Raw genomic sequence first — 25515 nt, 5'->3', positions numbered from 1 at the left:
AAAGCGACACGCAAGGCAGCAAAAAAGGGGGCTTTTAGCCCCCTTTTCCGTATTCCGACGCTGATCTCTTATTGAGTGCGTATCCGTTCCATCTCTTCCTTGAGCCGCAATTTCTCAACTTTCAGGCGGGAAAGTGCCGCCATGTCCGGTAGCGGCCGCCGATCCTCGGCGGCGATCTGGCTTTCCAGGCTGGCATGACGCCCTTTCAGGGCCGCGAGACGTGATTGCAGGTTCATGGTGTCTCCTAATGGCTGATGGCCAACGAAACCCGGGTGCCCCCTTGATCGGCGGGCTGTGCCCGGATGCTCAGGCTAGTCCCATTGCCATCGAACTGTCACGTGAAATCGGGATCAGTTGGTTTGTGGGCGGATCAATTCTGTGGATAACCGAATTTTTCCATCACCGGCCCGTGCGCGGCCCAGATCTTGCCGGCCTGGGCGGGGCTGAGCCGGCCGCGCCAGCCCCCGGCCTCGCCCTGGCGGAAGAATTTTGCCTCACCCGGGCCGCCGGCGCGGTAGCCATCGCGCGCTTCCTGCCCGGCCAGGATCTTGAAGCTGCTGAATTCGATCGCCCGGCTGAGCCGCTCGGGGTCGGGCTGGTCCCCGGCTTCACCCAGAAAGCGGATGATCCGGCCAAAGCCGCGCCGCGGATCGGCCAGCAGATCCTCATAGCGCACCAGCAGACGTCGCGGGGAGGCGACCCAGGAGAGCGCATGGGCGGACCAGGAGGAGAGCAGCTCGAACACCTGGGTGCCGTCCGAGGCATTGGCCGCGCCCTCGGCGGCCATGAAATCGATGATCTCATCCACCGATTTGCCGGTGAAGGCGGCGTAAGAGAGTGCGACATCGCGCGGATCGCGGACAATATAGATGGCCCCGGCGGTAGCCTCGGGCGTGATCAGCCTGACCCCATGCGCCGAGAGATGGGCGTTATGGGTTTTCACGAACACCAGATCCTCATGCAGCCGGGTCAGGGCCTCATGCACCTGGGGCCGGCGCGCCTGCACCTCGGCGGGGGGCAAAATCTCACCCGGCGGGCCGAAAAACGCCATCGCGCATTCGGAGATGGTGACATCCACCAGCGCGTTGATGCTGTGGGGCGTCTCCGCATTCAGGATATAATTATGCAGAAACGCCCTGACCCAGGTATTGCCGGATTTGGGGTAGGAGGCGAGCCAGACCAGCTTGCCCATGCACGCCTCCTGGCTGGTTACGCCGCTTCCGCCGCTTCCGCCGCCGCCGCATCGCGCCCGAACAGGAAGTCGATATCGTCGGCATTGAAGGCCATGCCGCCGGCATCCTGGAAGGCGATGGAGGCCAGCTCCGCCTTGCGCTGCTGCAGCTCCAGAATCCGCTCCTCCACCGTCTCCGTGGCGATCAGCTTATAGACGAACACGGATTTGGTCTGGCCGATCCGGTGCGCGCGGTCCGAGGCCTGGGCCTCGATCGCCGGGTTCCACCAGGGGTCGTAATGGATCACGGTATCGGCCGAGGTCAGGTTCAGCCCGCGCCCGCCGGCTTTCAGCGAGATCAGGAAGAGCGGCACCTCGCCGGCCTCGAAGCGCTGCACCGGGGTGGCGCGGTCGCGCGTATCGCCGCGCAGCTCCACAAAGGGAATGCCGGCTTCGTCCAGGCGCGGCTTGATCAGGTCCAGCATCGAGGTGAATTGTGAGAACACCAGGATGCGCCGCCCTTCCGGGATCAGCTCGGAGACCATCTCCATCAGATCGTCCAGCTTGGCGGAGCTTTCGGTGCCGCGCGTGGCACCCAGCTTCACCAGGCGCGGGTCGCAGCAGGCCTGGCGCAGCTTCAAAAGCGCATCCAGCACGATCACCCGGCTTTGTGCCAGCGTGCGCTCGGCCATCTGTTCCTTCACCGTCTCGTACAGCGTGCCGCGAATGGTCTCGTAGAGCTCGCGCTGGTCCGGCGCCAGCGTGATACGGCGCAGGATGGTGTGCTTGGGCGGCAGCTCGGTTGCCACCTCGGACTTGGTCCGGCGCAGGATGAAAGGCTGGATGCGGCTGATCAGCTGGCCGCGCACCACCGGGTCGCCGTTCTTCTCGATCGGCGTGCGGAAGCGCTTGGTGAAGCCGCGCCGGTCGCCCAGCAGGCCGGGCATCAGGAAGGCGAACTGCGACCAGAGCTCGTCCAGATTATTCTCAATCGGCGTGCCGGAGAGGCAGATCTTGTTCTCGGCCTTGAGCTGGCAGACCGCGCGCGTCGCCCGCGCCTCGGGGGATTTGATCGCCTGCGCCTCGTCCAGCACGGTGAGGTGCCAGGGCAGCGGCTTCATGAATTCGATATCGCGGGTCAGCACCGTATAGGTGGTGACGACGACATTCACATCCTCCAGCTTGTCGCGCTTCTCATGGCGCTCCATGCCGTGCAGCACTTCCACCCGCAGATGCGGCGCGAATTTGCGCAGCTCCGCCGTCCAGTTGGCGACCAGCGAGGTCGGCACCACGATCAGCGCCGGGGCGGTCAGCCGGCCTTCGGCATGCTCCACGCAAATATGCGCGATGGTCTGCGCGGTCTTGCCCAGCCCCATATCGTCCGCCAGGAAGGCGCCCAGCCCGTGCCCGGCCAGATGCTGCAGCCAGTCCACGCCATGCTGCTGATACGGGCGCAGCGAACCCTTGAAGGCCTCCGGCACTTCCACCGGGATGATCTCCGGCTCGCCGCGGAAGCGCTCGACATAGGCTTCGATATCCGCCGCATTCTGCCAGGAGGTGGTGAGCACATCCTCCAGATCCAGCACCGTGGCGGCGGCCCCCACCGGCAGCACCAGGTTTTTCTCGGCGGTGCGCCCGGCGGCCTCGATCAGATCGCCCATCACGTTCAGCAGCCGCTTGATGCGATCCGCCGGCAGCTTGATCACGCGGCCATCCTCCAGCGAGGTGATGATCTCGCCATCGACGATCTGCGCGGCCTCGTAGCCGCCACGGGCCAAAAGATGTTCGAGGATCGGCAGCAGCGGGTGCCGCTCGCCATCGATCTCGATGCCGAATTCCAGGCTGAAATTGCCCTTCTCGGCATCCTGCACCACCACGTCCAGATTGCCGACATTATCGGCCAACTGCGGGCCGAAATTCGCGTCGATCTGCGCCTGCCAGCCTTTTTCGGTGAGTTCCGGGATGCGCACCGCGACGAAATGGTGCCATTTGGCGGCGGCGTCCTCACCCCGGAACACCAGCACGCGCTGGCCGCGCGCGGCCTTGCCGTCGGCCACGCGCATCTGCACGAAGCCATCCGGGCGCAGCTCATCCAGGGCAGCGGCCTCGGCTGCCGGGTCGCGGCGGATGAAGGCGATCTGCCCGCCGGTGCGGATGCGCATGAACTGGCTGTCATCCGCGCCATCCACGCGCACGCCACCATAATCGAAATCCAGCGTCAGCACATCGATCATGCGCTGGCGGTTATATTCATCCGGGCCGGTGACACGGCGCAGGCGCAGCACCGGGGTGGCGGCGCGCTCCAGCACGGTGGCACCCGGCTCCGGCGCATCCGGCACCACGGCCAGCAGGGTGGCGGCGGGGCGGGCGCGCCGTCCGGTCGGGCGCGGGCGGGCCGGGGCGGGGTATAGGTGCGCTCGGCGGCCGGAATCACGGTATCGATCAGGCTCTTCGGCTCGGCCTTGCGCAATTCGGGAAATTTCGCCAGCGCCGCCAGCGCGGTGGCGGCCAGATGCCGGCAGCCGCGCTCACCGCAGGAGCATTCCCGCTCGGCGAAGGAAACCCGGCTGCCCTTGCGCTCCGGGGTCAGGGAGGTGGTGCGGCGGGTGCCGTCCATATCCTCGACGATGCCATCAATGGTGTCGCCCTGCAGCGTCACATCCTTCACGAAGCCCAGCGCGATGACGCTCTGAGCCCGGCGGATGATGGCGGAATCGAAGACACGATCAAAATCTTCGGCGGAAAACGGCACCGGCATCGTCTAGCTCAAACTCCCCACAGGACACCCGCCGGAATAACCGGCGAAAGGGTGTAATAGCCGCTTCTGGAGAAAAGGCCAGAGGAATTACAGCGAATATTGCGGGACGCTGACCCGAGCTATTTGATAAGGTTGGTAAACCCGTTGGTCAGCGGATAACGCCTATCGCGCCCGAAGGCCTTCGCGGTGATTTTCACCCCCGGCGGGGCCTGGCGGCGCTTATATTCGGCGCGGTCCAGCAGCTTGATCACCCGCAGCACCGTCTCGCGCTCAAACCCCTGCGCCACGATCTCCTCGGCCGAGCGCTCGCCCTCGATCAGATGTTCGAGAATCGCATCCAGCACCTCGTAAGGCGGCAGGCTGTCCTGGTCGGTCTGGTTGTCGCGCAGCTCCGCCGAAGGCGGCTTGGTGATGATGCGCTCGGGCATGGCCGGGCCGGGCGCGGTGAGCGCGCCCTGCGGGTGATTGTCGTTGCGCCAGCGGGACAGCGCGAAGACGGTGGTTTTGTAGATGTCCTTCAGCACCGAATAGCCGCCGCACATATCGCCGTAGAGCGTGGCGTAACCAACTGACATTTCAGACTTGTTGCCGGTGGTCAGCAGCATCGGGCCGAATTTGTTGGAAATCGCCATCAGAATCAGCCCGCGCGAGCGGGACTGGATGTTCTCTTCCGTGATGTCCGCCGCCTTGCCGGCAAAGGCCGGGGCAAGGGCGGCCTCGAACGCCTCGGTGGCGCCGGAGATGGGGATGGTCTCATAAGGGATTCCCAGCATCCGCGCGCATGCGGCGGCATCTTCCAGGCTGTGGGCGGAGGTATAGCGGCTGGGCAGCATCACCGCGCGCACGCGCTCCGGCCCCAGCGCATCGGCGGCAACGGCGGCGGAAATGGCGGAATCGATGCCGCCCGAGAGCCCCAGCACCACGCCGGGGAAGCCGTTCTTGTTCACATAATCGCGCAGGCCCCACATCATCGCCTGATAGATCAGCGCGTAGCGCTCCGGCTCCGGCGCCAATGTCTGCGGGGTGCAGAGCAGGCCGGTTTCGGTGCGGGTCCAGGTGGTGAGGGTGATCGCTTCCTGGAAATGCGGCATCTGCACTGCCAGCGAGCGGTCGGCGTTCAGCACGAAGGAGGCGCCGTCGAACACCACCTCATCCTGGCCGCAAACCTGGGCGGCGAAGACGTAAGGCAGGCCGGTTTCCACCACCCGCTCCACCGCCAGCGTGACGCGCCGGGTCTGTTTGCCATCCTCGAAGGGCGAGCCGTTGATCGAGAGCAGCATCTCCGCGCCGGTTTCGGCCAATGTTTCGGAGACGGCGGGCAGCCACCAATCCTCGCAGATCATCAGCCCCAGCCGGAAGCCCCGGAAGGGCACCGGGCCGGACGGGCTGCCGGCATCAAACACACGCTTTTCGTCGAACACGCCGTAATTGGGCAGCTCCACCTTGGCGCGGCGCGCGGCGATGCGCCCGCCTTCCAGCAGAAAGGCGGCATTATGCAGCTTCTCGCCATTGCGCCAGGGCAGCCCGACAATGAGGCCCGGCCCGCCATCGGCGGTCTCCGCCGCCAGCTCTTCCGCCGCCGCCTCGCAGGCGGCGACGAAGGCGGGTTTGAGCACCAGATCCTCCGGCGGATAGCCGGCGATGGAGAGCTCCGGTGTCACCACCAGATCCGCCCCCAGCCTCGCCCCTCGGCGCGGGCGGCGCGCAGCTTGGCGAGGTTCTTGTCGATCGCGCCCAGATGCAGATTGATCTGCGCGATGGCGATGTTCAGCGTGTCACTCATCTCGTCAGCCACAGGCTCCGTTCACCCCTTGGCCGGGCGGAGCAGGAACTCGCGCCCGATCTTCACCCGCGGCACCCCGTCATAGGCGACGATATCGGCGGTGGCGTAGGTTTCGCTCCAGCTCTCGGGGATGAAGCTGCCGGTGCCGACCACGTCGATCGGCGCCTTGGCATCGGCCATCACCGAGCATTTTTCCACCCCGAAGCCGGAGGAGGCGACGATTTTCACCGCCCCGAACCCAGCCTCGTTCAGCGCCTCGCGCATCTTCCAGATGGCGGCGGCGGAGACGCCGGTGCCGATCAGGTAATTCAGCTCGCGCTGGCTGCGATAGCGGCGCATCGCCCCTGGCGCGTTGCGCTCCAGCACGGCATAGCTCTCCTGCGGCCCGAGCCCTTCCAGATAGCGCCCGCCATGTGTGTCCAGCCGCACGGAAATCCGCCCGGCGGCGGCGAGGTCGGGGAAGCGGTGGCAGACTTCCAGCGCATCCGTCACTTCCCGGCCGAAATAATCGACCAGCACGGTCAGCGGCTCGTCCGGGAAGGTCTCGTGGAACATCTCGGCGGCGCGCAGCGTGGAATTGGCGTAGCCGATCAGCGCATGCGGCATGGTGCCATAGCCGCGCGGGGCGCCGAAATAATGCGCCGTCCAGTCATTGGCGTTGCCGATGAAGCCTTTCGCCCCTTCCGCCTGCGCGGCGCGGGAGCCGACGGCGCAGCCATAGGCCATGATCTCCTGCATCTCCGCTCCGGCGCAATGGCGGGCTTCCATCGCCAGGAAGGCGGCGTTGGGCAGCGCCATCGCCATCTGATAGGCGTTATGCGCGGCGACACAGGCCGGGCCGATCTTCTGCAGCGCCAGGGTTTCGAGGTCCGAGAGCGCGACGAAAGAGCCGGTGACATAAGCCAGCGGCTCGCCGGCGCCCACCCAGGCGCCTTCCTTGTGCGGCAGCTCGATCTGGAAATCCTGCCCCCGGGCACGGGCGACACTCTGCAGCCACTCGACCATGATCGAGGGCGCAGAGACCACCGGGCGGCGCAGGAAGATCGCGTAGGTCACCCGGGCATCGCCGAATTTGGCGACGATCTCCCGGGTGCGGTTGAAATAGGCGTCTGTCCGCGCGGCGATGTCGCTGTCGGACAAAGGCGCCGGGGTCACGCCTTGGCTTTCGAGGCGCGGCGGGATTTCAGCTCATCGGCCAGGTAGAACGCCACTTCGAGCGATTGCTCGGCGTTCAGGCGCGGGTCGCAGAAGGTCTCGTAACGCTCACCCAGCCCGTCCTCGGACAGGCCGCGGGCGCCGCCCACGCACTCGGTCACGTCCTGCCCGGTCATTTCCAGATGCGCGCCGCCGGCCACGGTGCCCTCGGCCTCATGCGCGTCGAAGAAGCCGCGCAACTCGGCGACGATATCGTCGAAGCGGCGGGTCTTGATCTTGGCGGCGGTGGTGATGCCGTTGCCGTGCATCGCATCGCACAGCCAGACCGGGCTGCGCCCGGCCTTTTTCACCGCGCGCAGCAAGGGCGGCAGCTTCTCGGCCACCTTGCCCGCCCCCATGCGGGTGATCAGGGTCAGCCGGCCCGGCTCGTTCTCCGGGTCCAGCACATCCATGATCCGCAGCAGGTCATCGACCTCCATGCTCGGGCCGACCTTCATGCCGATCGGGTTCTTGATGCCGCGCATGAATTCCACATGCGCGCCATCGAGCTGGCGGGTGCGATCGCCGATCCAGAGGAAATGCGCCGAGCAGGCGTAATGATCGCCGCTGGTGGAATCCACCCGGGTCAGCGCTTCCTCGTAGGGGAGCAGCAGCGCCTCGTGGCTGGTGTAGAAATCCGTCTCGCGGATCTGCGGGGTGGCGGCACTCGAGAGGCCGCAGGCGGCCATGAAGCGCAGCGTCTCGTCGATGCGCGTGGAAAGATCCTGATATTTTGCCGCCAGCGGGGATTTTTCGACAAAATCCAGATTCCAGCGATGCACCTCATGCAGGTCCGCGTAACCGCCGGAGGCGAAGGCGCGCAGCAGGTTCAGCGTGCCGGCGGACTGGAAATAGCCGAACTCCATGCGCGTCGGGTCCGGGATGCGGGCCTCTGCGGTGAAGTCCGGCGCGTTGATGATGTCCCCGCGATAAGAGGGCAGGGTGACATCGCCGATCGTCTCATTGTCCGAGGAGCGCGGCTTGGCGAACTGCCCGGCCATGCGGCCGAGCTTCACCACCGGCATGGCGCCGCCGAAGGTCAGCACCACCGCCATCTGCAGCAGCACGCGGAAGGTGTCGCGGATCACGTTGGCGGTGAAATCGCCGAAACTCTCGGCGCAATCGCCCCCTTGCAGCACGAAGGCCTCGCCCTTGGCGGCGGCGGCCAGATGCGCTTTCAGGTTCCGCGCCTCGCCGGCAAACACCAGCGGCGGAAACTTCGCCAGGCGGGCTTCCATCGCGGCGAGCTTGGCCGGATCCGGATAGCTCGGCACCTGCCGGATCGGGCAGTTGCGCCAGCTTTGCGGGGTCCAGCCGGACAGGGTGGCTGGGGTGATCGTATCCATAATGTCTCCAGACGGGCGTTCCTTATCCGCCCTATAAAGCGCGATTTGAAAAGAAACGCTACTCGGCCGCCGCCAAGGCCCCGGCAACCCTGGTCTGTGTGCGCATCGTCACGAATTCCTCGGCGGCTGTCGGGTGGATGCCGATGGTGCGGTCGAAATCCGCCTTGGTCGCCCCGGCGATGATCGCCACCGCCAGACCTTGCAGGATCTCCGGCGCATCCTCGCCCAGCATATGCGCGCCAAGCACCTTGTCCGTGTCCGCATCCACGATCAGCTTCATCAGCGTCTTGCGGGCCCGCCCGGAGAGTGTGTGGCGCATCGGGGTGAATTTCGAGACGAAGATCTTTGCCCCCGCCGGGGCCTGGTCCTCGGTAAGGCCGACACTGGCGATCGGCGGGATCGAGAACACCGCACTCGGCACGTTCTGCAGGCTGACGCCGCGCGGCTTGTTACCGAACAAACTGTCCGCCAGCGCATGGCCCTGGGCGGTGGCGACGGGGGTGAGGTTCACCTGGTCGGTGACATCGCCGAGCGCGTAGATATGGCCGATATTGGTGGCGAAATCCCCGCCGATCGGGATTTCCCCCTTCGGCCCGGTTTGCACCCCGGCGGCACCGAGATTGAGCCCCCTGGTATTGGCGGCGCGGCCGGTGGCGAAGAAGACCAGATCGACCTCAATGGCGCTGCCATCCGAGAGGGTCACCTGCTTGGCACCGTTTTCGGCGGTAATCGCGGTGGGCAAGGTGCTGGGGTGCTGAATGACGCCGTTCTGCGTCAGCGCCTCGGCCAGGCCGGCGCGCAGATCTTCATCGAAGCCGCGCAAAGGCAGAGGCTGGCGATAGATCAGATGGGTTTGCGCCCCCAGCCCCGCGAACACACCGGCGAATTCCACCGCGATATAGCCGCTGCCGACCACCGCGACGCGCTTGGGCATCGCTGGCAGCGCGAAAATATCATCCGAGACCACGGCATGTTCGGCGCCGGGAATCTCCAGCCCGGTCGGGTGGCCGCCGGTCGCGATCAGGATCCGCTCGGCGGTGATGCGTTGCCCGCCGACATCGAGCGTATGGGCGTCGATGAAGGTGGCGCGGGCGTCGAAGATTTTCGCCCCGGCATTCTCCAGCAGCCGGCGATAAATGCCGTTGAGACGGGAAATTTCCTTGTCCTTGGCGGCGATCAGCGCGGCCCAGTCATGCCCGCCCTTGGCGATGTCCCAGCCGAAGCCGCGCGCATCCTCGGCGGCCCCGCCATATTCGGCGGCCATCACCATGAATTTCTTCGGCACGCAGCCGACATTCACGCAGGTGCCGCCCCAGAAGCGCGCCTCCGCCACACCCACCCGTGCGCCGTGTCCCGCGGAAATCCGCGCGGCGCGCACCCCGCCAGAGCCGCCGCCGATCACGAAGAGGTCGAAATCCATCGATGAAGATCCTGTCATTTCCGCATTTACCTAATATGCGGAAGCTGCTTTTACCAATGCACGTCCTTCGGGGCGGGTCATCTTCCCGCGCCCGGTTGAAAAACCCCAGCAATACAGGGAACATGGCGACAGGGAACATGGCGCGGGGCGACATGAAACAGGGAAGACGGCATGTCTCATGCCGGGGCAGGGATGATGGAACAGGCCGAAGCGCAGACCAATAAGATATCCGGCTATCTGGACCGGCTCGGCGAGGGTTTCGAGGTGCTGGGCTGGGCCTGGAACCCGGAGGACCCGGCGCAGCGGCTTGAGATCGAAGTCGCGGTGAATGGCATCGTCGCCGGGCGGACGCGGGCGGATCTGCTGCGCGGCGATGTCGCCGAGGCCGGGCTTGGCGATGGCTGCTATGGCTTCGCCTGGCAGCTCGATGTGCCAATGCTGCCGCAAGCGGTCGAGGAGGTGGTGATCACCGCCCGGGATCTGGCCTCCGGCGCGGCGCTGGGCCATGAGCTGCGGCTGGATGCGGCGGCGCTGGCCGGACGGCTGATGGAGGCCGCCGCCGCGCGCGACGGCGAGGGCAGGCTGCATGCGATGCGCATGGCGGCCCGGCTGGCCCCGGCCGAACCCTGGTATGTGATGAATCTGGCCGAAACGCTGCGCGGTGCCGGCCATGCCAATGAGGCCGCCGAGCGGCTGCAGGGCCTGTTATCGGCGCAGCCGAGCTTTTGGCACGCGCATGTGGCGCTGGGCCATATTGCCCGCGACCGTGGCGACCATGAAGCGGCGCTGGCCTGGCTGGAACAGGCGGCGCGGATGGCGCCGAATGAAATCTCGCGCTGGCTGGATATCGCCGAGGCGCTGCGGGCGCTGGGGCGCATCGGCCCGTCCATGGAGATGCTGGACCGCGCCGCCGAGATCGATCCCGGCCATTGGGCGGTGGCGCTGGGGCGCGGCCATGGCGCGCGCGCCCAGGGCGAGCACGATCTCGCCCGCAAGCATTTCCAGGAGGCGGTGCGGCTGGCCCCCGATGAGCTGGCGCCGCGCCTGGCCTTGATCGACGCGCTGCGCGATGCCGGGGCGCTGGAAGAGGCACGTGCCGCCGGCACCGCGCTGCTCTCTTCCCATCCCGGCCGGGTGCCGGTGCTGGTGGGGCTGGCTTATACCGAACGCCAGGCGGGCGAGGCGCAGCAGGCGGCGCATTGGTTCACCGAGGCGCTGGCGCTGGAGCCGGAAAACCCGACCCTGCTGGCCGAACTGGCCCGGCAGGATTATCTGCTCGGCCGCCAGGCGGAGAGCAACGCGCATCTGCGCCGGGCGCTGGCGCTGGCGCCGACCCATACCGATGCGGTGAGCCAGCTCGCCGGCCAGGCCTTGACCGTGGGCGATGCCGCCCAGGCCTATCAGATCTATGAGGAGGCCGCCCTCGCCAAGCCCGGCGAGATCGCGTTCCGGTTCGGCATGCTCGACACGCTGGCCTGGCAAGGCAAGCTGGATGCGGCGCTGGAGGGGCTGCAGGCGCTTGAGCAGGAGCACGGGCTGAGCCCGCAGCTGCAATCCTGGCGGATCACGCTGCTGCGCCGCACCGGGCGGATGGATGAGGCGCTCAGCGTCGCCCGCGCCGCGAGCCTGGCGGCGCCGAAGCAATTCTGGCTCTGGGTCGAACGTTTCCAGACCGAGCTGCTGGCCGGCAGCGATGCGATGCTGCAGAAGGCGCTGCTGGGCATTCCCGCCAGCTCGCGGGCCGAGCGCGGGGTGCGCCGACGCTGTGTCGGGGCGCTGGCGGAATCGCTCTGGCAGATGGAGGCCGCACTGGCGCATTACGAGGCGGCGGCGGAGCTGAGCCCGAATGACGCGTCGCTGCAGGAGGCGCTCTGCCGGGTGAAGCTGATGCGCTTTGACCTGGAGGGGGCGCGCGCGCATCTGCGCCGCCACTATGCGCTGATCGCCGCCGAACGCCGGCTGCGCGGGGAATCGTTGAACATCTCGCAATCTTTGCTCGGTCAGATGATCGAGGAATATGCGCTGGACGCGGAACTTGCGGGCAGGCTCGCCGCTCTCAACGCCCTGCCACTGCCGGAGCGGCTGGAGCCCTGCGCGGCTTTGGTGCGCGAGGCGCCGGAGAGCACCGCCCCGGCCGCCACCTTGCTGCTGGCGCTGCGCCAAGCGGAGCGGCTTGAGTTTTCCCCGGTACGCGGGGCCACCGCGATCCCGCAGGTGATCAACGCGTTCTGGCACGAAACCACTCTCCCGGCGGATCTGGAGGTGATGATGCAGGGCTGGCGGGCGCGCAATCCCGGCTTTGCCTGGCGCCGGTTCGACGATGTTCAGGCGCGCGACTATCTCGCCGGCAAATTCCCGCAGCCGGTGCTGCAGGCCTATCTGCGCGCCAAGGAGAAGCCGCAGAAAGCCGATATCTTCAGGCTGGCGCTGCTGGTCGAGGAAGGCGGCATCTACGTGGATGCGGATGACCGGGCGCTGGCGCCGCTCAGCCGCATCCTGCCCGCCGGTGCGGAGCTGGTGCTGGCGCAGGAGGAGTTTGGCTGTGCGGCCAACCATTTCATTGCCGCCGTGCCGGGCCATCCGTTGCTGCGCAACGCCCTGCATGCTCTGGTGAACGCGATCAATCGCGGCGACAATGAAATCCCCTGGCTGCTCTCCGGCCCGGCCTTGCTCACCCGCACGCTGGGGCTGCGCGCGGCGGAAGCGGGTGGCCTGCCGCCGGGCATCCTGCTGCTGGAGCGCCGGGTTCTGGGCCGGCATGTCGCGGCCGGCTGCTTCGCCGCCTACAAAAATTTCGACATGCGCAACCGCCGCCGGATCGACGCCGCCGCCGAACCGGGCTGAGCCCCGGCCCGGCTGTTCTCAGGCCGGGCTTGGGGTTTTCGTCTTCGCCGGCTTCGCCGCGGTCTTCACGCTCTCCCGGGGCTGGTTCAGCACAATCCGGTCCAGCCGCTCCAGATCCTCGGGCTTGGAGAAGAAGGCCTCCGGCAGCGCGCCCTCGCGCACCGGGCTGACCGTGCCGGCGGCGATCTCGTCGATCAGCGCCAGCACCGCGGCGGCATCGGCGGGGAAAGGGAAGACCACGCCGAACCCCGCCTTGCGGATCCGGTCAGCCGGCGCGCCGATATCCGGCGCCAGCGGGATGAAGCCGTGCTTCACCAGCTCGGAGAGCGTGTAGCTATAGGTCTCCGGCCAGGCCGGCAGGAACAAAGCCAGCCTTCCCTTGGTCTGCGCCAGCAGCTCAGGCAGCTCCTCGGGCGTATATTTGCCGGTGATGGTGACATTGCCCACCGCCCGCAGCGCCTGGTCGATATTGGTGTAGCCGATGACGCGGAAGCTGAGCCGCGGATGCGTCAGCCGCGCCCGCCTGGCGATTTCCAGCAGCTTGTCCGAGCCCTTATGCGGGCCGATGGCGCCCAGCATCACGATCTCGGTATCATTGCCCGCCCGCGCGGCAGGGGCGGCGCCGGCCGGGCTTTCCGGATGCGGCAGCACGTTGAATTTGATCTGCGCGAACACCTTGCGGAGATAGAAGACGGCATTCTCCGACGGCGCGATGACATGGGTGAATTTCGCCAGCAGGCTGTCGAACAGCGCCCGGTGTTCGGCCGGGCTCAGCTCGTTCAGCACCGAGGTTTCATGCGCTCCGCCCATCTCCACGCAGCGCCCGCAGGTGGTGGCATCCGCCCCGCCGCAGAAGCGGCCGATCGCGTCGATCATCGTCACGCGCGGGCAGAGCGCGTAGAAATCATGCGCCCAGTACAGGCTGTGGCGCGTCCCCAGCCAGTCCCGCAGCCCGGCGATGACGCTGGCCGGAAAGCCCAGCAGCTGATGCGCCAGCACCAGCCCCGGGTCGGCGACATCCAGCAGCGCGAACAACTCCGCCGCCTCATCCTTGTTGAAATGCGCGCATAGCAGCGGCGTGGCGCAGGAGAGCTCGACCAACCCGCTTTCGGTGACGCTGAGCGAGAGCCGTGTGGCGCCGCCATAGCCGACCTCGCGTTCGATATCGCGGATCGCCTTCGGCGTGCCGCCTTCCAGCGCGTTGGAGGTGACGAGTGCGAAGCGCGCCCCTTGCGCGCGGGCCCGGGCCAGGCGGGCGCGGTCCAGCGCCCAGCGCAGCTGGCGCAGCCCGTCGCGGTCCTCGAAGGCCATGATCAGCGGGGTATATTCGGGGTAGAGCGCATTCAGCCGCGGCTGGTTCTGCGCCACCAGGCTGGCCCGCTCATTGCCGAAGGAGATGCTCTCCTTATGCTCGACGATGACGCCGCCGGCGGCGACATTGCGATAGCCCAGAGCAGCGGCGCGGGCGCAGAAATCATTCTCCTCGCCATAGCCGCGCCCGAATGCCTCATCCAGCGCGCCGATCCGCGCCATCACCTCGGCCTTGATCAGCATGCAGAAGCCATGGCCGGTCGGCACATCCACGCACAGCCCGGCATTCTCGGCCAGGGCCAGAGCCGCCAGCTCCGGCCAGCTGATATCGGCCAGCGCCGGCTCGCGCAGCTCCGCCGACGGGTAGGAGAAGATCGTGGCGTTGCTGGACATGGCGGTGACGGTGCCGATCGCGGCATCCGCCGCGGCGACGCGCAGCATCTCATCCAGCCCGCCGGCGAACATCACCGTATCGGAATTCAGCAGCAGCACATCGCTGCCCTTGACCAGCGCCAGGCCGCGATTGACGCTGCCGACGAAGCCGAGATTGTCGCCATTTTCCAGCAGCACCACATTCGGCAAACCGGCATAGCCGGCCAGCATCGGCGCCATTGCCGCATCCGGCGAGGCATCGTTGATCAGCACCAGCAGATCGGTCGCGGCCTGGCGGTGCGCCAGCACGGACTCGATACAGGCCTGGGTGACCTCCACCCCGCGATAGATCGGCATGACGATGGCGACCCGCTTGCCGCCACCGGGGCGGGCAAAGGTGACGGCTGGCGGTCGAGCACCAGCCCGTCCTGGGCGCGCATCTTGGCCAGAAATTCCTGCAGTGCGGCGGTCAGCAGCGCGCGTTCCCCGGCGCCGATCCCCGGCAGCCCGGCATGCGCCAGATGCGCGGCGCGCTGCAGGGCAGCCACCGCCGCCGGGCGCCCGGCGAGCAGATAGGGTCCGTCGAACAGATCCCGCTTGCCGCCGGCGAAGCGCAGCGTCAGCGAGACCGGCTGATCAGCCGCCTGTTGCAGCGGATCGAGGGAGATATCGAATCCCGGTGTCGGGCAGTCGGGGAAATGCGCCTGCACATCCGTCCGCTCCAGGTCGCAATGGTCGGTCTCTTCGAGGATGCCGTTGCGATACACATCGAGCGCGAAGATGCGCTTGGGCACATCCGGCGAGAGCACCCAGCCGACCATGCGGGTGGGCGTGATCGCCTCCAGAAAGGCGCGCAGGCTGAGATTGCAGCTGGTCCGCCCGATCGTTTGGCCGTTCGCCGCCACCTCCAGCAGCATCTCGCCAGCGCCGAAGCAATCCGCATCCAGCGTCAGCCTGAATCGCGCCGGGGCGAAGAGCGGGTCGGCGGGCTGGGCCTCGAACACGCTTTGGCCGCGCGCCACTTCCTGCCCGGCCTGGTTGCGCACGGTGATGAAGGGGGCTTGCTTCGCCGGGGCGCGTTCGCTCACCCAGCCGACCAGCTGGTCCCCCTCGAGACTGAACAATCCATCGAACAGGCCGGGCCCGACGGCCACTGGCGAGCCGACCAGCTCCTCACCATTGCCGAGGACGCGCAGCAGGCGCGGCTCCTCGCTCAACGGCACGGCGATGCGATAGCCGAAGGTGGTGCGGCCGAGGCCCAGCGTGGCCAGATCCGGCCGGTGGCGGGAGGCGCGGCCCTTGGCCAGCAGCTTGCCCTCCTGATCCGTGACGCTGATGGCGCAGTTGCCGGTATCGGGCACGGAGGTGGCCCAACCGGTCAGGTAGCTGCCTTCCATCGTGTCCACATGTCCCCTGATCGCCATCAAATCTCCGTTCGTCGGACCATGCCGGCGCCGTCATCAGGCCCGGTATTCGGGCTCAGTTTTTGACCATCGGCCCGCGACACTCAAGAGCACATATCGGAAATTACACGAAATTCCTTCGAATGCGCAGCATGTAACGAAATTGTATGCTGCGTTGCGGAATTATAACTTGAATCACGTTGTAAGGCATGGTTCATTCGTTACATGAGCGCAATGCAATCCCAGGTGGTATCGATGCGGTCCTACAGCTATTTGATGGCTGATAGCGGTTCCGAGATTGGGCATTATGTCGAGCTGCGCGAGGAAAAATTATTTGGCCTCATCCGTGCCGTGCTGGAAATGGTCGAGGTGGATGAAGCTTGGTATCTCGCGGCCAATGCGGATGTGGCGGAGGCCGTTACCGCTGGAAGGCTTGCCTCCGGAAGAGCGCATTATATCGCTGCCGGTTACTTCGAAAACCGTTTGCCGCGCCCGGTGCTTGTCGATGAGGCATGGTATCTGGCAGAATATCCCGACGTCGCCGAGGCGATCGCCAACGGGGCTATCGCCTCGGCAACGTCGCATTTCCATCATTCTGGATTTCTCGAGGGGCGTCTGCCGCATAAAGGCTGGTCGGTGCTGCGTGATGGCCCCAGCGCCGCCGTGGTGCGGTTGCCCGCCCGCATGGCCGAGCGCGCCTGATGCGCCCGTTCAGGACGAGCTGGGCAGCCTGATCCAGCTCATCGGCAACGGCGTCACCCGGGCACCGTCAGCCTCCAGCGCCTTGTTCAACGCATCCAGCCGCAATGTCGCCAAAGCCAGATCGCCGGCGCTGGAGCGCAGCGTGCCGACCTCCTGGCCCTCCGCCAGGATCGGCGTGCCAGGCGGCAGGCCGGGCGTGGCAAGGCGCACCGGCAGCAGCCGGCGCTTGATCAGCCCGCGATATTTCGTGCGCGCTGTCAGCTCCTGGCCCATATAGCAGCCTTTTTCGAAATCCACCCCGCCCAGCTCCTCGAACCCGGCTTCCAGCAGCAGGCTCTTCTCCGGCTCCAGATCCGGCGGGCCGTCCGGCAGGCCGAGCCCGATCCGGTGCGCGGCATAGTCCTCCGGCGTGGCGTTGGCGGCGATCATCTCCTCGGACAGGCAGCGATAGCCCGCCTCGGGCAGGCGCGGATCGGCCGCGGTCAGCGGGATTTGCGGCGGCCTGCCGCCCCAGACGGCATAGACATGCAGATCCGCGGAGACATCCTCGATCTCCACCGCGCTGCGCAGCTTCATCCGCCGCAGCTTCTGCGCCAGAGCCGGGATTTCGGCGCGCGGCATGTCCAGCAGCAGCTGCTCGCCATCCGAGAGAATGAAGAAATCGACAAGATATTTGCCTTGCGGGGTGAGCAGCGCCGCCCACACGGCCTGCCCCGGCCCGGCCCGGGCGACATCGTTGCTGACCAGCCCGTTGAGGAAGGGCACACGCTCGGGGCCGGTGAGTGCCAGAACGCCGCGATGCGGCAGATGCGCGATGCTGCTCATGCCGGCAAAATGGGCGCGCCCGGCGCGAACGGCAAGAGCGGTTTGCCGCCGCCGCCAGGGCAGGCTACAGGCGCTGTTACATGAATATCCTGTTCATAACCTCGTCGCGGATCGGCGACGCCGTGATCTCCTGCGGCATTCTGGAAGCGCTGCGGCTGAAATATCCGCAGGCGCGTTTCACCATCGCCTGCGGCACGGTGGCGGAGGGGGTGTTCACCCGGTTTCCGGCGCTGGAACGGTTGATCGTTTTTGAAAAAGAGCGCTTCGACCGGCATTGGCTGCGGCTCTGGACCAAGCTGGCCCCGCATGTCTGGGATATCGCGGTGGATGTGCGCGGCTCCGCCATCACCCTGGCGCTGGCCGTGCGCAAGCGCCACATGCTCAAGGGCGGCCGCCGGCCGGGGCGGCGCTATATGCAGCTGGGCACCGCGCTGGGCTTCACCCCGCCGCCGCTGCCCGTCGCCTGGACCGCGCCGGAGGACGATGCCAAGGCGCTGCGGCTGCTCGGCGAGGGCCCGATCCTCGCCCTGGCGCCGACGGCGAACTGGGAGGGCAAGATCTGGCCGGCGCAGCGATTCATAGATTTGTTTTATGGATTATCCGCCCGCATGCCCGGGTTGCGCGCCGCCGTGTTCGGCGGGCCGGGGGCTTCCGAGGCGGCGCTGGCCGCCCCGGTGCTGGCGGCGCTGCCTGGGGCGATCGATCTGGTCGGCACGCTCTCGCTGCCGGAGGCCGCCGCCTGTCTGCGCCGGGCCTGTCTGTTTGTCGGCAATGATTCAGGGCTGATGCATCTCTCCGCCGCCGCCGGCACCCCCACGCTGGGGCTGTTCGGCCGCTCACGCGCCAGCGAATATGCCCCGGCCGGGCCGCGCACCGCCACCGCCATCGCCCCCGGCCCGGAGGGCGAGGCGCCGATGGCGGGGCTCAGTGTTGAGGCTGTCGCCTCTGCCGCATTCACGCTTCTGGGCCTATAGGAATTGCCATGAGCTATGATCTGATCCTGGAAAACGGCACGTTGGTCCTCCCCTGGGGCGAGGCGGTGGCCGATGTCGCCGTGAAAGACGGCAAGATCGCCGCCATCGGCAAAAATCTTGGGGCGTCGGCTGAGCGCTTCAACGCGTCCGGGCTGCATGTGCTGCCCGGCATCATCGACCCGCATGTGCATTTCCGCGATGGCGGCAAAGGCGGGGTCGAGGGGGTGGAGGATATGCGCTCGGGCTCGCTCGGCGCGGTGCTGGGCGGGGTGACCGCCTGTTTCGACATGCCCAACACCAACCCGGCGGGCGTGGATGTTGCGAGCCTGACCGCCAAGCATGACTATATCGCCGGCCATGCCTGGTGCGATATAGGCCTGTTCGCCGGCGCCACCATGGATAATCTGGACGAGACCGGCACGCTGGAGAGCCTGCCGGGCGTCTGCGCGATGAAGGTCTTCGCTGGCTCCTCCACCGGCAATCTGCTGGTTGCCGACGATGCGAGCATCGAGCGGCTGATGCGCTCGGGGCGCCGCCGTGTGTCTTTCCACTCCGAGGATGAGGAGCGGCTGCAGGCGCGCAAGGCGCAGTTCGAGGGTGGCGGCCCGTATAGCGACCATTTCGTCTGGCGCGATGAGGAATGCGCCTTCAAGGGCACGCGCCGCATCACCGCGATTGCCGCGCGCACCGGCCGCCCGGCGCATATTCTGCACGTCTCCACCGCCGAGGAGTTCGCCTTCCTGAAGGCGCATAAGGATCTGGTGGGCTGCGAGGTGCTGGTGAACCATCTGCTGCAATGCGCGCCGGATGTGTATGAGCGCCTTGGCCCCTATGCGGTGATGAACCCGCCTTTGCGCGACAAGCGCCATATGGATGCCGCCTGGGCCGCTGTCGCCGATGGCACGGTGGATAATATCGGCTCCGACCACGCGCCGCATCCGCGCGCGGCCAAGGAAAAGCCCTGGCCCGCCACCGCCGCCGGGCTGACCGGCGTGCAGACCAGCCTGCCGCTGATGCTCTCCCAGGTGAATGAGGGCCGGCTTTCGCTGCTGCGCCTCGCCCAGCTGATGTCCGAGGGTCCGGCGCGGATCTATGGCGCCATCGGCAAGGGCCGGATCGTGACCGGGAATGACGCGGATTTCTCGGTGGTCGATCTCAAGGCCAGGCGCACCATCGAGAATAGCTGGATCGCCAGCCCATGCGGCTGGACGCCGTTCGACGGCGTGGCCTGCACCGGCTGGCCGATGGCCACGATCATCCGTGGCCAGGTGGTGATGTATGAAGGCCAGGTGACCGGCGAACCGCAGGGCCAGGCCGTGCGCTTCAGGTCATAAAAGTTTTTGGGGGGTCTGGGGGTGTTTTTCCAAAAACACCCCCAGAGATTCCGTCCGGCGAGAGGAGCGCCCCATGCCGGAGGCCCCGGGCTGATCAGGCGGTTTTCCAGCTCTTCCAGGCGAAGCCCAGCATCAGCAGCTGCACCAAAGCGGTGATCGCGGCACAGCCGATCCAGCCGGCGCTGTGCCAGGCGGCGGCGGGGATGATGCCGCCGAAGCTGCCGCCGATATAATAGGCGGTGACATACAGCCCGACGGCGGTGGATTTCGCCCCGCGCGCGGCGATGCCGATGAAGCCGGTCGCCAGCGTCTGCTGCGGGAATACCCCGAAGCAGATCAGCAGCAGCCCGAGCGCGATCATCCAGAGCGGGCTGGCCAGGGTCAGCGCCAGACCGAGCAGGATCAGCCCGGTGCAGCCCGCCATCAGCCATTGCCGGTTCATTTTCGCGCCCAGCCGTCCGGCCACCGGGCTTGCCGCCACGCCGCCGAGATAGACCACGAAAATCGCCCCCAGCGCCGCCGGGCCCATATTATAGGGCGCCTCGGCCAGGCGGAAATTGATGAAGGTGAAGACGCTGACCAGCGAGAACAGCACCCCGAACCCCACCGCATAGGTGCCGAGCAGCCGCTTGTTGGAGAGATGGTTGGGAAAGGAGGCCAGCGCCCCGGCGACGCCCGTGGTGGGTTTGAAGCGCGCCTCGCGTGGCAGCATGAAGGTGATGATCAGCGCCGCCGCCAGCGTGATCAGCCCGATCACCAGAAACCCGATCCGCCAATTATGCGTCAGCGCGGTGACGAAGCCGACGATCAGCCGCCCGGAAAACCCGCCGGTGATGGTGCCGGAGGTATAGATGCCCACCATCTTCATCGCGTTGGCCGGGCTCATCTCGTCGCTGATATAGGCGATGGTGACGGTGAAGATGAAGGGCAGCAGCAGCCCTTGCAGGAACCGGCAGGCGATCAGCATCGGCAGCGAGCTGGCCATGGCGGCGAGCAAAGTGGGGATGATCAGCAGCAGCGCCGCGCCGCGAATGAAGACGCGCCGGCCGAACCGGTCCGAGAGCATGCCGATCAGCGGCGCCATCGCGGCGGTGGCGATCAGCGGCGCGGTGACGGTATAGCCGGTCAGCGCCGGCGAAACGTGCAGGCTTTGCGCCAGCACCGGCAGGATTGCCTGGGTGCACCACATATTCACGAAGGTCACATAGCCGGCGACGACCAAAGCGAGCGCGGTGGTGCGGGGAATGTTCCCGCTGGTCGGCTCAGAAGCGGCGCTCAAAGACTGTGATGACATCACCCGGCAGAACCATTGCTGTGGTCGGCGCCCGATATTGGGCAGCCTTGCTGCCGATCGTACGCGTCACTCCCACATAGGCTGTCTCAGCCCGGTAAGTGAACCCGCCGGCAATGGAAATCGCGGTCAGGACTGTCATGCCCGGGCGGTATGGGTAGGGGCCGGGGGTGGTGACCTCGCCCAGCGTGTAGAAGGGCCGGTAGGTGGCAATCTCCACCGCCACGGAGGGGTGCAGTATAAGCTGGCGGGCCTGCAGCTGGCTGGCGATGGCCTTGGCCAGCGCGTCGGTGCTCAAGCCTCCCGCCTGCACCAGACCCAGCAAAGGCAAGTCGATATTGCCGCCATCATCGACATGATAGCTGCCGGACATCTGCTCCTGGTCGAACACACGCAGATTCAGCGCATCGCCGGGGCCAAGCCGATAGGGGCCCGGCGGGGCGGGGGGAGCGGGGGCAGATGAAAGCCCGGCGCCTGCCAGCTGGCACAGCCGGAGAGCAGGGCGGGGAACGCAGCAAGCAGGCCACGCCGAAGCACCATCTGGCTTCCTTTCCAAAAGCTTAAATTGCCTCCTGTTTACCGAAGCCGGGAAACCCGGCAAAGCGGTGATTGGACCGAATCCGGAGTTTTTGATGAAGCGCCTCGCCGCTCTGTTTTCCCTGGTCGTGATCATTGCGGCAGGGCTGTTCCTGTTCCTGCCGCACCAAAACCAGCCCGGTGGCAGCGCCGGGCAGGGCGGCTCCACCCAGGCACCGCCCACCCCGGCGGCAGCGGAAAATCACGATCCGCGCGCCATGAGCGCTGCCGAGCAGGCGGCGTTCCTGCCCTTGGTCTGCGGCGGCGCCAGCGGGGCCGGGGGCGGCTATGCGCATCAATGCGCCAGCCTGCGGGGCTATCCCACCCAGGATTATGGCGGCGCCGGGCTGGGGCTGGGCATCACGCTGAAGAGCGTGGTCATCGGCCATCTCACCAGCGCCACGGCGGACGAGGCCTATGTGACCTATGCCGGCAGCTTCGAGCCGCATGTGAATAATTTCGGTGGCGGCATTCTGTTCGTCCGCGCGGCGGATCATTGGCAACTGAAAGGCTGGTATCCGGGCGGGCAGGCGGAGCATTGCGTCTCGCTGGTCCCGACCGGGCGGGCGAAATTCGTCTGTCTCTATAGCGACGAGGCGCAGGGCGAGGCGGATAGCCGGCTTTCTCTGCTCTCCCTGCCGCCGCCGGGCGGCGAGAAGCCGGCGGTGCTGGCGGCGCGCGATCTGCGCGGCACCATGACCCCCAACGCCAATTGCCAGGGGCTTGAGGACGGCGAGGCGGTGGCGCTGGGGATCGACGGCCTCACCCCGGCCGAAGACGGCGCCAGCGCCACGCTGAGCTATGTCAGTGCCAAGGATGCCAAGCGTGCTTGTGCCGCCGGGCAGTTCGCCACCGCGCCGGTCAGCAAGACCACGCTGGCGCTGCGCTGGACCGGCACGGCGCTGAAAATCTCGCCCAACCTGCATCTCGCTCCCGCCTCGTGAGCGCGCAGGCGCAGGCGCTGATCCGTGCGGCGCGGGAGATGGCGGCGCGCGGGCTGGCGGCGGGGACCTCCGGCAATGTCTCGCTGCGCACGCAGGGCGGCATTCTCATCACCCCCTCGGCGGTGCCTTATGAGGCGCTGACCCCGGAGATGATCCCGCTGCTGCGCCCGGATGGCAGTTTTGAAGGCCGCTTCCGCCCCTCATCCGAATGGCGCTTTCATCTGGACATCTATCTCTCCCGCCCGGAGGTGGGCGGGGTGGTGCATCATCACGCGCCCTATTGCACCGCGCTTTCCATGGCGCGGCGCGCGATTCCGCCCTGCCATTACATGGTCACCCGCTTTGGCGGCGGCGATGTGCGCTGCGCGGATTACGCGCTGTTCGGCACGGCGGCATTGTCGGCGGCGGTGCTGCGCGCGCTGGAGGGACGGCGGGCCTGCCTGATGGCCAATCACGGCGCGCTGGCGGTGGGCCAGGATGTGGATGCGGCGCTGGCGGCGGCGAGCGAGCTGGAGGTGCTGGCGCAGCAATATCTGCTGTCCCTGCAGGCGGGCGGGCCGGTGCTGCTCTCGGATCAGGAGATCCAGGACGCACAGGACCAGTTCGCCACCGCCTACCGGCCGAACACGGGAAATTGATACAAAAACGCCGCCCGGAGGGGCGGCGTTGACGCGAACCAGGCTGGCTTAGACCGCCTTGATGTTCACGGCGGCATCCTTGCCGCGCTCCTTGGTGATGTCAAAGCTGACCTTCTGGCCTTCATTCAGGCCACGCAGGCCGGCGGACTGCACGGCGGTGATGTGCACGAACACGTCCTTGCCGCCATCCTGCGGCACGATGAACCCAAAACCCTTGGTCGTATTGAACCATTTCACGGTACCGATCGGCATAGTCTTCGTCGCTCCTCAAACGTTTCACCAGCCCGGCCAAACTGGCCGGGACAACCGTGGTCTGCCTTGTCTGCGTCCAGCAGCGGGAGCGCGGGAGCCGAAGTCAAGTCCAAAGTCGATTGCCGCGCCAAGCAGGCACAGAAACATGAAGTTTTGTCAACGATCTTGCGGGGCAGCGTTGCGTAAACCATGGGGCGCCGCGACGCCTGGTTGTAACGGAATGCGCCAGAACGGATCATGGATGGCGCGGTCTCCGGAATTTTGTGATAAGACGCGCATACAAAAACAAAGAGGAGGACCGCCGACATGTCCGATGCCGATATCATTCCGGTCAAGCCGGAAGTCGAAGCCAAAACCCTTATCAATGCCGCTCGTTTCGAGCAGATGACCCATGCGGCCGCCAGCAACCCGGATGCGTTCTGGGCCGAGGAATGCAAGCGCATCTCCTGGATGAAGCCGCCGAGCAAGATCAAGAACACCAGCTTTGAAGGCAATGTCTCGATCAAATGGTTCGAGGACGGCACGCTGAACGCCAGCGCCAACTGCCTGGACCGGCATCTGGCCGAGCGCGGCGATGCGGTGGCGATCATCTGGGAGGGCGACGACCCGTCCCAGTCCAAGAAGGTCACGTACCGCGAGCTGCATGAGCAGGTCTGCCGGCTGGCCAATGTGCTCACCGCCCAGGGCATCAAGAAGGGCGATGTCGTTACGATTTACCTGCCGATGGTGGTGGAGGCGGCGGTGGCGCTGCTCGCCTGCGCGCGCATCGGCGCCATCCATTCCGTGGTGTTTGGCGGCTTCTCGCCGGACAGCCTGGCCAGCCGCATCCAGGATTGCGGCTCGGTGGCGCTGATCACCGCCGATGAGGGCCGGCGCGGGGGCCGCAAGGTGGCGCTGAAGGTGAATGCGGACGAGGCGCTGAAGAGCTGCCCGAGCGTGAAGAGCGTCGTGGTGGTGAAGATCACCGGGGCCGAGGTGGCGATGCAGCCGGGCCGCGATGTCTCCTATGAGGAGGAAACCGCCAAGGCTTCGCCCACCCATCAGGCGGTGGAGATGAACGCGGAAGACCCGCTTTTCATCCTCTATACCTCCGGCTCCACCGGCAAGCCGAAAGGCGTGTTGCACACCACCGGCGGCTATATGGTCTGGGCCAGCTACACCCACCAATATGTGTTCGATTACCGCCCCGGCGAAGTGTTCTGGTGCACCGCCGATGTCGGCTGGGTCACCGGCCACACCTATATCGTCTATGGCCCGCTGGCGAATGGCGCGACCACGCTGATGTTCGAGGGCGTGCCGAATTACCCGAGCGTTTCGCGCTTCTGGGAGGTGATCGACAAGCACCAGGTCAACATCTTCTACACCGCCCCCACCGCCATCCGCGCGCTGATGCGCGACGGCGATGAGCCGGTGAAGAAATCCTCCCGCAAATCGCTGCGTCTGCTGGGCTCGGTCGGCGAGCCGATCAACCCGGAGGCCTGGCGCTGGTATTATCACGTGGTCGGCGAGGATCGCTGCCCGATCGTCGATACCTGGTGGCAGACCGAGACCGGCGGCGTGCTGATGACGCCGCTGGAAGGGGCGATCGCCCTGAAGCCCGGCTCCGCCGCCCGGCCGCTGCCCGGGGTGAAGCCGCTGATCGTCGATGGCGAGGGCAAGGCTTTGGAGGGGGCCACCGAGGGCAATCTCTGCATCGCCGATAGCTGGCCGGGGCAGATGCGCAGCGTCTATGGCGATCATGAGCGCTTCGTGCAGACCTATTTCTCCACCTTCAAAGGCCTGTATTTCACCGGCGACGGCGCCCGGCGCGATGCGGACGGCTATTACTGGATCACCGGGCGCGTCGATGACGTGATCAACGTCTCCGGGCACCGCATGGGCACGGCGGAGGTTGAATCCGCGCTGGTGGCGCATGAGGCGGTGGCCGAGGCCGCCGTGGTCGGCTACCCGCACGACATCAAGGGTCAGGGCATTTACGCTTATGTCACGCTGGTGGCGGATGTGGAGCCGACCGAGACGCTGCGCAAGGATCTCATCGCCTGGGTGCGCAAGGAGATCGGCCCGATCGCCGCGCCGGATGTGATCCAGTGGGCGCCGGGCCTGCCGAAGACCCGCTCGGGCAAGATCATGCGCCGTATCCTGCGCAAGATCGCCGCCGACGAGACTGAGAGCCTGGGCGACACCTCGACCCTCGCCGACCCCGGCGTGGTCGCGGATTTGGTGGAAAACCGCGCGCAGAAGAGTGCCGCCTGACCGGTATACGGATGTTTTAATCAGTATACATATGGTTCGGCATGAAAGAGGCCGCTCCCCTTGGGAGCGGCTTTTTTGTTGCGCTGCAAAAAACGCTTGCGCGATCGCGATAAGCGCGTTTGAT

At 66.6% G+C, this 25515-nt stretch carries 23 protein-coding genes; 7 read left to right on the top strand and 16 right to left on the bottom strand.

Going from position 1 to position 25515, the window contains the following annotated elements:
- Positions 1-68: 68 nt before the first annotated feature.
- The 9 genes from ACZ46S_RS11700 to gorA form a co-directional block, all read right to left on the bottom strand.
- Entirely contained in the window at positions 69-236 is a 168-nt protein-coding gene (locus tag ACZ46S_RS11700; protein ID WP_008494933.1) for a YdcH family protein, read from the bottom strand.
- Between the two features lie 134 nt (positions 237-370).
- Positions 371-1192: a sulfotransferase domain-containing protein gene (locus ACZ46S_RS11695; protein ID WP_464061859.1), complete on the bottom strand. Its 822-nt coding sequence runs from the start codon at positions 1190-1192 to the stop codon at positions 371-373.
- A gap of 17 nt (positions 1193-1209) precedes the next feature.
- Positions 1210-3513, bottom strand: coding sequence for a DEAD/DEAH box helicase (locus tag ACZ46S_RS11690; protein WP_464061858.1), 2304 nt, complete (start codon positions 3511-3513; stop codon positions 1210-1212).
- Positions 3402-3929, bottom strand: a complete 528-nt coding sequence (locus tag ACZ46S_RS11685; protein WP_464061857.1) for a hypothetical protein — start codon at positions 3927-3929, stop codon at positions 3402-3404. Before ACZ46S_RS11685 ends, ACZ46S_RS11690 begins: the two co-directional genes overlap by 112 nt.
- Before the next feature lie 119 nt (positions 3930-4048).
- On the bottom strand, positions 4049-5593 hold the full coding sequence (locus ACZ46S_RS11680) for an NAD+ synthase (RefSeq protein ID WP_464061856.1): 1545 nt from the start codon (positions 5591-5593) through the stop codon (positions 4049-4051).
- Positions 5587-5724, bottom strand: coding sequence for a hypothetical protein (locus ACZ46S_RS11675; RefSeq protein ID WP_464061855.1), 138 nt, complete (start codon positions 5722-5724; stop codon positions 5587-5589). Before ACZ46S_RS11675 ends, ACZ46S_RS11680 begins: the two co-directional genes overlap by 7 nt.
- Positions 5725-5733: 9 nt before the next feature.
- Positions 5734-6867 (bottom strand): beta/alpha barrel domain-containing protein, encoded by a 1134-nt coding sequence (locus ACZ46S_RS11670; RefSeq protein ID WP_464061854.1) that lies wholly within the window; start codon positions 6865-6867, stop codon positions 5734-5736.
- Positions 6864-8252 carry a class II 3-deoxy-7-phosphoheptulonate synthase gene (locus ACZ46S_RS11665; RefSeq protein WP_464061853.1) on the bottom strand — a complete coding sequence of 463 codons (1389 nt, stop codon included), beginning with the start codon at positions 8250-8252 and terminating at the stop codon, positions 6864-6866. The genes ACZ46S_RS11670 and ACZ46S_RS11665 overlap by 4 nt, the downstream gene beginning before the upstream one ends.
- Positions 8253-8310: 58 nt before the next feature.
- The gene (gene gorA / locus ACZ46S_RS11660) at positions 8311-9672 is read right to left on the bottom strand and encodes a glutathione-disulfide reductase (RefSeq protein WP_464061852.1); all 1362 of its coding nucleotides are present in this window, start codon (positions 9670-9672) and stop codon (positions 8311-8313) included.
- Between the two features lie 171 nt (positions 9673-9843).
- Between gorA and ACZ46S_RS11655 the strand changes: the two genes are divergently transcribed.
- Entirely contained in the window at positions 9844-12516 is a 2673-nt protein-coding gene (locus ACZ46S_RS11655; RefSeq protein WP_464061851.1) for a tetratricopeptide repeat protein, read from the top strand.
- An 18-nt stretch (positions 12517-12534) separates the two neighbouring features.
- On the opposite strand, the gene ACZ46S_RS11650 is transcribed toward ACZ46S_RS11655, so the two are convergent.
- On the bottom strand, positions 12535-14556 hold the full coding sequence (locus ACZ46S_RS11650; RefSeq protein WP_464061850.1) for a glycosyltransferase: 2022 nt from the start codon (positions 14554-14556) through the stop codon (positions 12535-12537).
- Positions 14466-15623, bottom strand: a complete 1158-nt coding sequence (locus ACZ46S_RS11645) for a hypothetical protein (protein ID WP_464061849.1) — start codon at positions 15621-15623, stop codon at positions 14466-14468. Before ACZ46S_RS11645 ends, ACZ46S_RS11650 begins: the two co-directional genes overlap by 91 nt.
- Before the next feature lie 213 nt (positions 15624-15836).
- On the opposite strand from ACZ46S_RS11645, the gene ACZ46S_RS11640 reads away from it, so the two are divergent.
- On the top strand, positions 15837-16304 hold the full coding sequence (locus tag ACZ46S_RS11640) for a hypothetical protein (RefSeq protein WP_464061848.1): 468 nt from the start codon (positions 15837-15839) through the stop codon (positions 16302-16304).
- Between the two features lie 9 nt (positions 16305-16313).
- On the opposite strand, the gene ygfZ is transcribed toward ACZ46S_RS11640, so the two are convergent.
- On the bottom strand, positions 16314-17129 hold the full coding sequence (ygfZ, locus tag ACZ46S_RS11635; RefSeq protein WP_464061847.1) for a CAF17-like 4Fe-4S cluster assembly/insertion protein YgfZ: 816 nt from the start codon (positions 17127-17129) through the stop codon (positions 16314-16316).
- A gap of 80 nt (positions 17130-17209) precedes the next feature.
- On the opposite strand from ygfZ, the gene ACZ46S_RS11630 reads away from it, so the two are divergent.
- Together ACZ46S_RS11630 and ACZ46S_RS11625 are read left to right on the top strand one after the other, a co-directional pair.
- Entirely contained in the window at positions 17210-18103 is an 894-nt protein-coding gene (locus ACZ46S_RS11630) for a glycosyltransferase family 9 protein (protein ID WP_464061846.1), read from the top strand.
- Positions 18104-18111: 8 nt separating this feature from the next.
- Positions 18112-19437 carry a dihydroorotase gene (locus ACZ46S_RS11625; protein ID WP_464061845.1) on the top strand — a complete coding sequence of 442 codons (1326 nt, stop codon included), beginning with the start codon at positions 18112-18114 and terminating at the stop codon, positions 19435-19437.
- A gap of 94 nt (positions 19438-19531) precedes the next feature.
- Here the strand turns inward: ACZ46S_RS11625 and ACZ46S_RS11620 are convergent, their stop codons facing one another.
- From ACZ46S_RS11620 to ACZ46S_RS11610, 3 genes are read right to left on the bottom strand one after another with little or no spacing between them, the layout of a single operon-like run.
- Positions 19532-20716: an MFS transporter gene (locus tag ACZ46S_RS11620; protein WP_464061844.1), complete on the bottom strand. Its 1185-nt coding sequence runs from the start codon at positions 20714-20716 to the stop codon at positions 19532-19534.
- Positions 20700-21119 carry a polysaccharide biosynthesis/export family protein gene (locus ACZ46S_RS11615; RefSeq protein WP_464061843.1) on the bottom strand — a complete coding sequence of 140 codons (420 nt, stop codon included), beginning with the start codon at positions 21117-21119 and terminating at the stop codon, positions 20700-20702. Before ACZ46S_RS11615 ends, ACZ46S_RS11620 begins: the two co-directional genes overlap by 17 nt.
- 8 nt (positions 21120-21127) lie before the next feature.
- Complete coding sequence (locus tag ACZ46S_RS11610; RefSeq protein ID WP_464061842.1) at positions 21128-21268, bottom strand: hypothetical protein; 141 nt, start codon at positions 21266-21268, stop codon at positions 21128-21130.
- 92 nt (positions 21269-21360) lie between these two features.
- On the opposite strand from ACZ46S_RS11610, the gene ACZ46S_RS11605 reads away from it, so the two are divergent.
- Positions 21361-22248: a hypothetical protein gene (locus ACZ46S_RS11605; protein WP_464061841.1), complete on the top strand. Its 888-nt coding sequence runs from the start codon at positions 21361-21363 to the stop codon at positions 22246-22248.
- Positions 22245-22886: a class II aldolase/adducin family protein gene (locus tag ACZ46S_RS11600; RefSeq protein WP_464061840.1), complete on the top strand. Its 642-nt coding sequence runs from the start codon at positions 22245-22247 to the stop codon at positions 22884-22886. Before ACZ46S_RS11605 ends, ACZ46S_RS11600 begins: the two co-directional genes overlap by 4 nt.
- A 48-nt stretch (positions 22887-22934) precedes the next feature.
- On the opposite strand, the gene ACZ46S_RS11595 is transcribed toward ACZ46S_RS11600, so the two are convergent.
- Positions 22935-23138 (bottom strand): cold-shock protein, encoded by a 204-nt coding sequence (locus ACZ46S_RS11595; protein ID WP_008494955.1) that lies wholly within the window; start codon positions 23136-23138, stop codon positions 22935-22937.
- Positions 23139-23444: 306 nt separating this feature from the next.
- On the opposite strand from ACZ46S_RS11595, the gene acs reads away from it, so the two are divergent.
- Positions 23445-25391, top strand: a complete 1947-nt coding sequence (gene acs, locus ACZ46S_RS11590) for an acetate--CoA ligase (protein ID WP_295738654.1) — start codon at positions 23445-23447, stop codon at positions 25389-25391.
- Positions 25392-25515 lie beyond the last annotated feature (124 nt).

This window comes from Acidocella aluminiidurans (genome assembly GCF_055383125.1).
Note: the sequence above shows the minus strand (reverse complement) of the source record. Positions and strands in the feature narration are given on the sequence as shown.

What these genes read in the sequence shown, in the direction of transcription:
- ACZ46S_RS11625 (WP_464061845.1), top strand. Translation starts at nt 18,112, where the DNA reads ATGAGCTATGATCTGATCCTGGAAAACGGCACGTTGGTCCTCCCCTGG.
- ACZ46S_RS11700 (WP_008494933.1), bottom strand. Translation starts at nt 236, where the DNA reads ATGAACCTGCAATCACGTCTCGCGGCCCTGAAAGGGCGTCATGCCAGC.
- ACZ46S_RS11630 (WP_464061846.1), top strand. Translation starts at nt 17,210, where the DNA reads ATGAATATCCTGTTCATAACCTCGTCGCGGATCGGCGACGCCGTGATC.
- ACZ46S_RS11685 (WP_464061857.1), bottom strand. Translation starts at nt 3,929, where the DNA reads ATGCCGGTGCCGTTTTCCGCCGAAGATTTTGATCGTGTCTTCGATTCC.
- ACZ46S_RS11640 (WP_464061848.1), top strand. Translation starts at nt 15,837, where the DNA reads ATGCAATCCCAGGTGGTATCGATGCGGTCCTACAGCTATTTGATGGCT.
- ygfZ (WP_464061847.1), bottom strand. Translation starts at nt 17,129, where the DNA reads ATGAGCAGCATCGCGCATCTGCCGCATCGCGGCGTTCTGGCACTCACC.
- ACZ46S_RS11655 (WP_464061851.1), top strand. Translation starts at nt 9,844, where the DNA reads ATGTCTCATGCCGGGGCAGGGATGATGGAACAGGCCGAAGCGCAGACC.
- ACZ46S_RS11645 (WP_464061849.1), bottom strand. Translation starts at nt 15,623, where the DNA reads ATGGCGATCAGGGGACATGTGGACACGATGGAAGGCAGCTACCTGACC.
- ACZ46S_RS11605 (WP_464061841.1), top strand. Translation starts at nt 21,361, where the DNA reads ATGAAGCGCCTCGCCGCTCTGTTTTCCCTGGTCGTGATCATTGCGGCA.
- ACZ46S_RS11695 (WP_464061859.1), bottom strand. Translation starts at nt 1,192, where the DNA reads ATGGGCAAGCTGGTCTGGCTCGCCTCCTACCCCAAATCCGGCAATACC.
- gorA (WP_464061852.1), bottom strand. Translation starts at nt 9,672, where the DNA reads ATGGATTTCGACCTCTTCGTGATCGGCGGCGGCTCTGGCGGGGTGCGC.
- acs (WP_295738654.1), top strand. Translation starts at nt 23,445, where the DNA reads ATGTCCGATGCCGATATCATTCCGGTCAAGCCGGAAGTCGAAGCCAAA.
- ACZ46S_RS11610 (WP_464061842.1), bottom strand. Translation starts at nt 21,268, where the DNA reads ATGGTGCTTCGGCGTGGCCTGCTTGCTGCGTTCCCCGCCCTGCTCTCC.
- ACZ46S_RS11665 (WP_464061853.1), bottom strand. Translation starts at nt 8,252, where the DNA reads ATGGATACGATCACCCCAGCCACCCTGTCCGGCTGGACCCCGCAAAGC.
- ACZ46S_RS11595 (WP_008494955.1), bottom strand. Translation starts at nt 23,138, where the DNA reads ATGCCGATCGGTACCGTGAAATGGTTCAATACGACCAAGGGTTTTGGG.
- ACZ46S_RS11650 (WP_464061850.1), bottom strand. Translation starts at nt 14,556, where the DNA reads ATGCCGATCTATCGCGGGGTGGAGGTCACCCAGGCCTGTATCGAGTCC.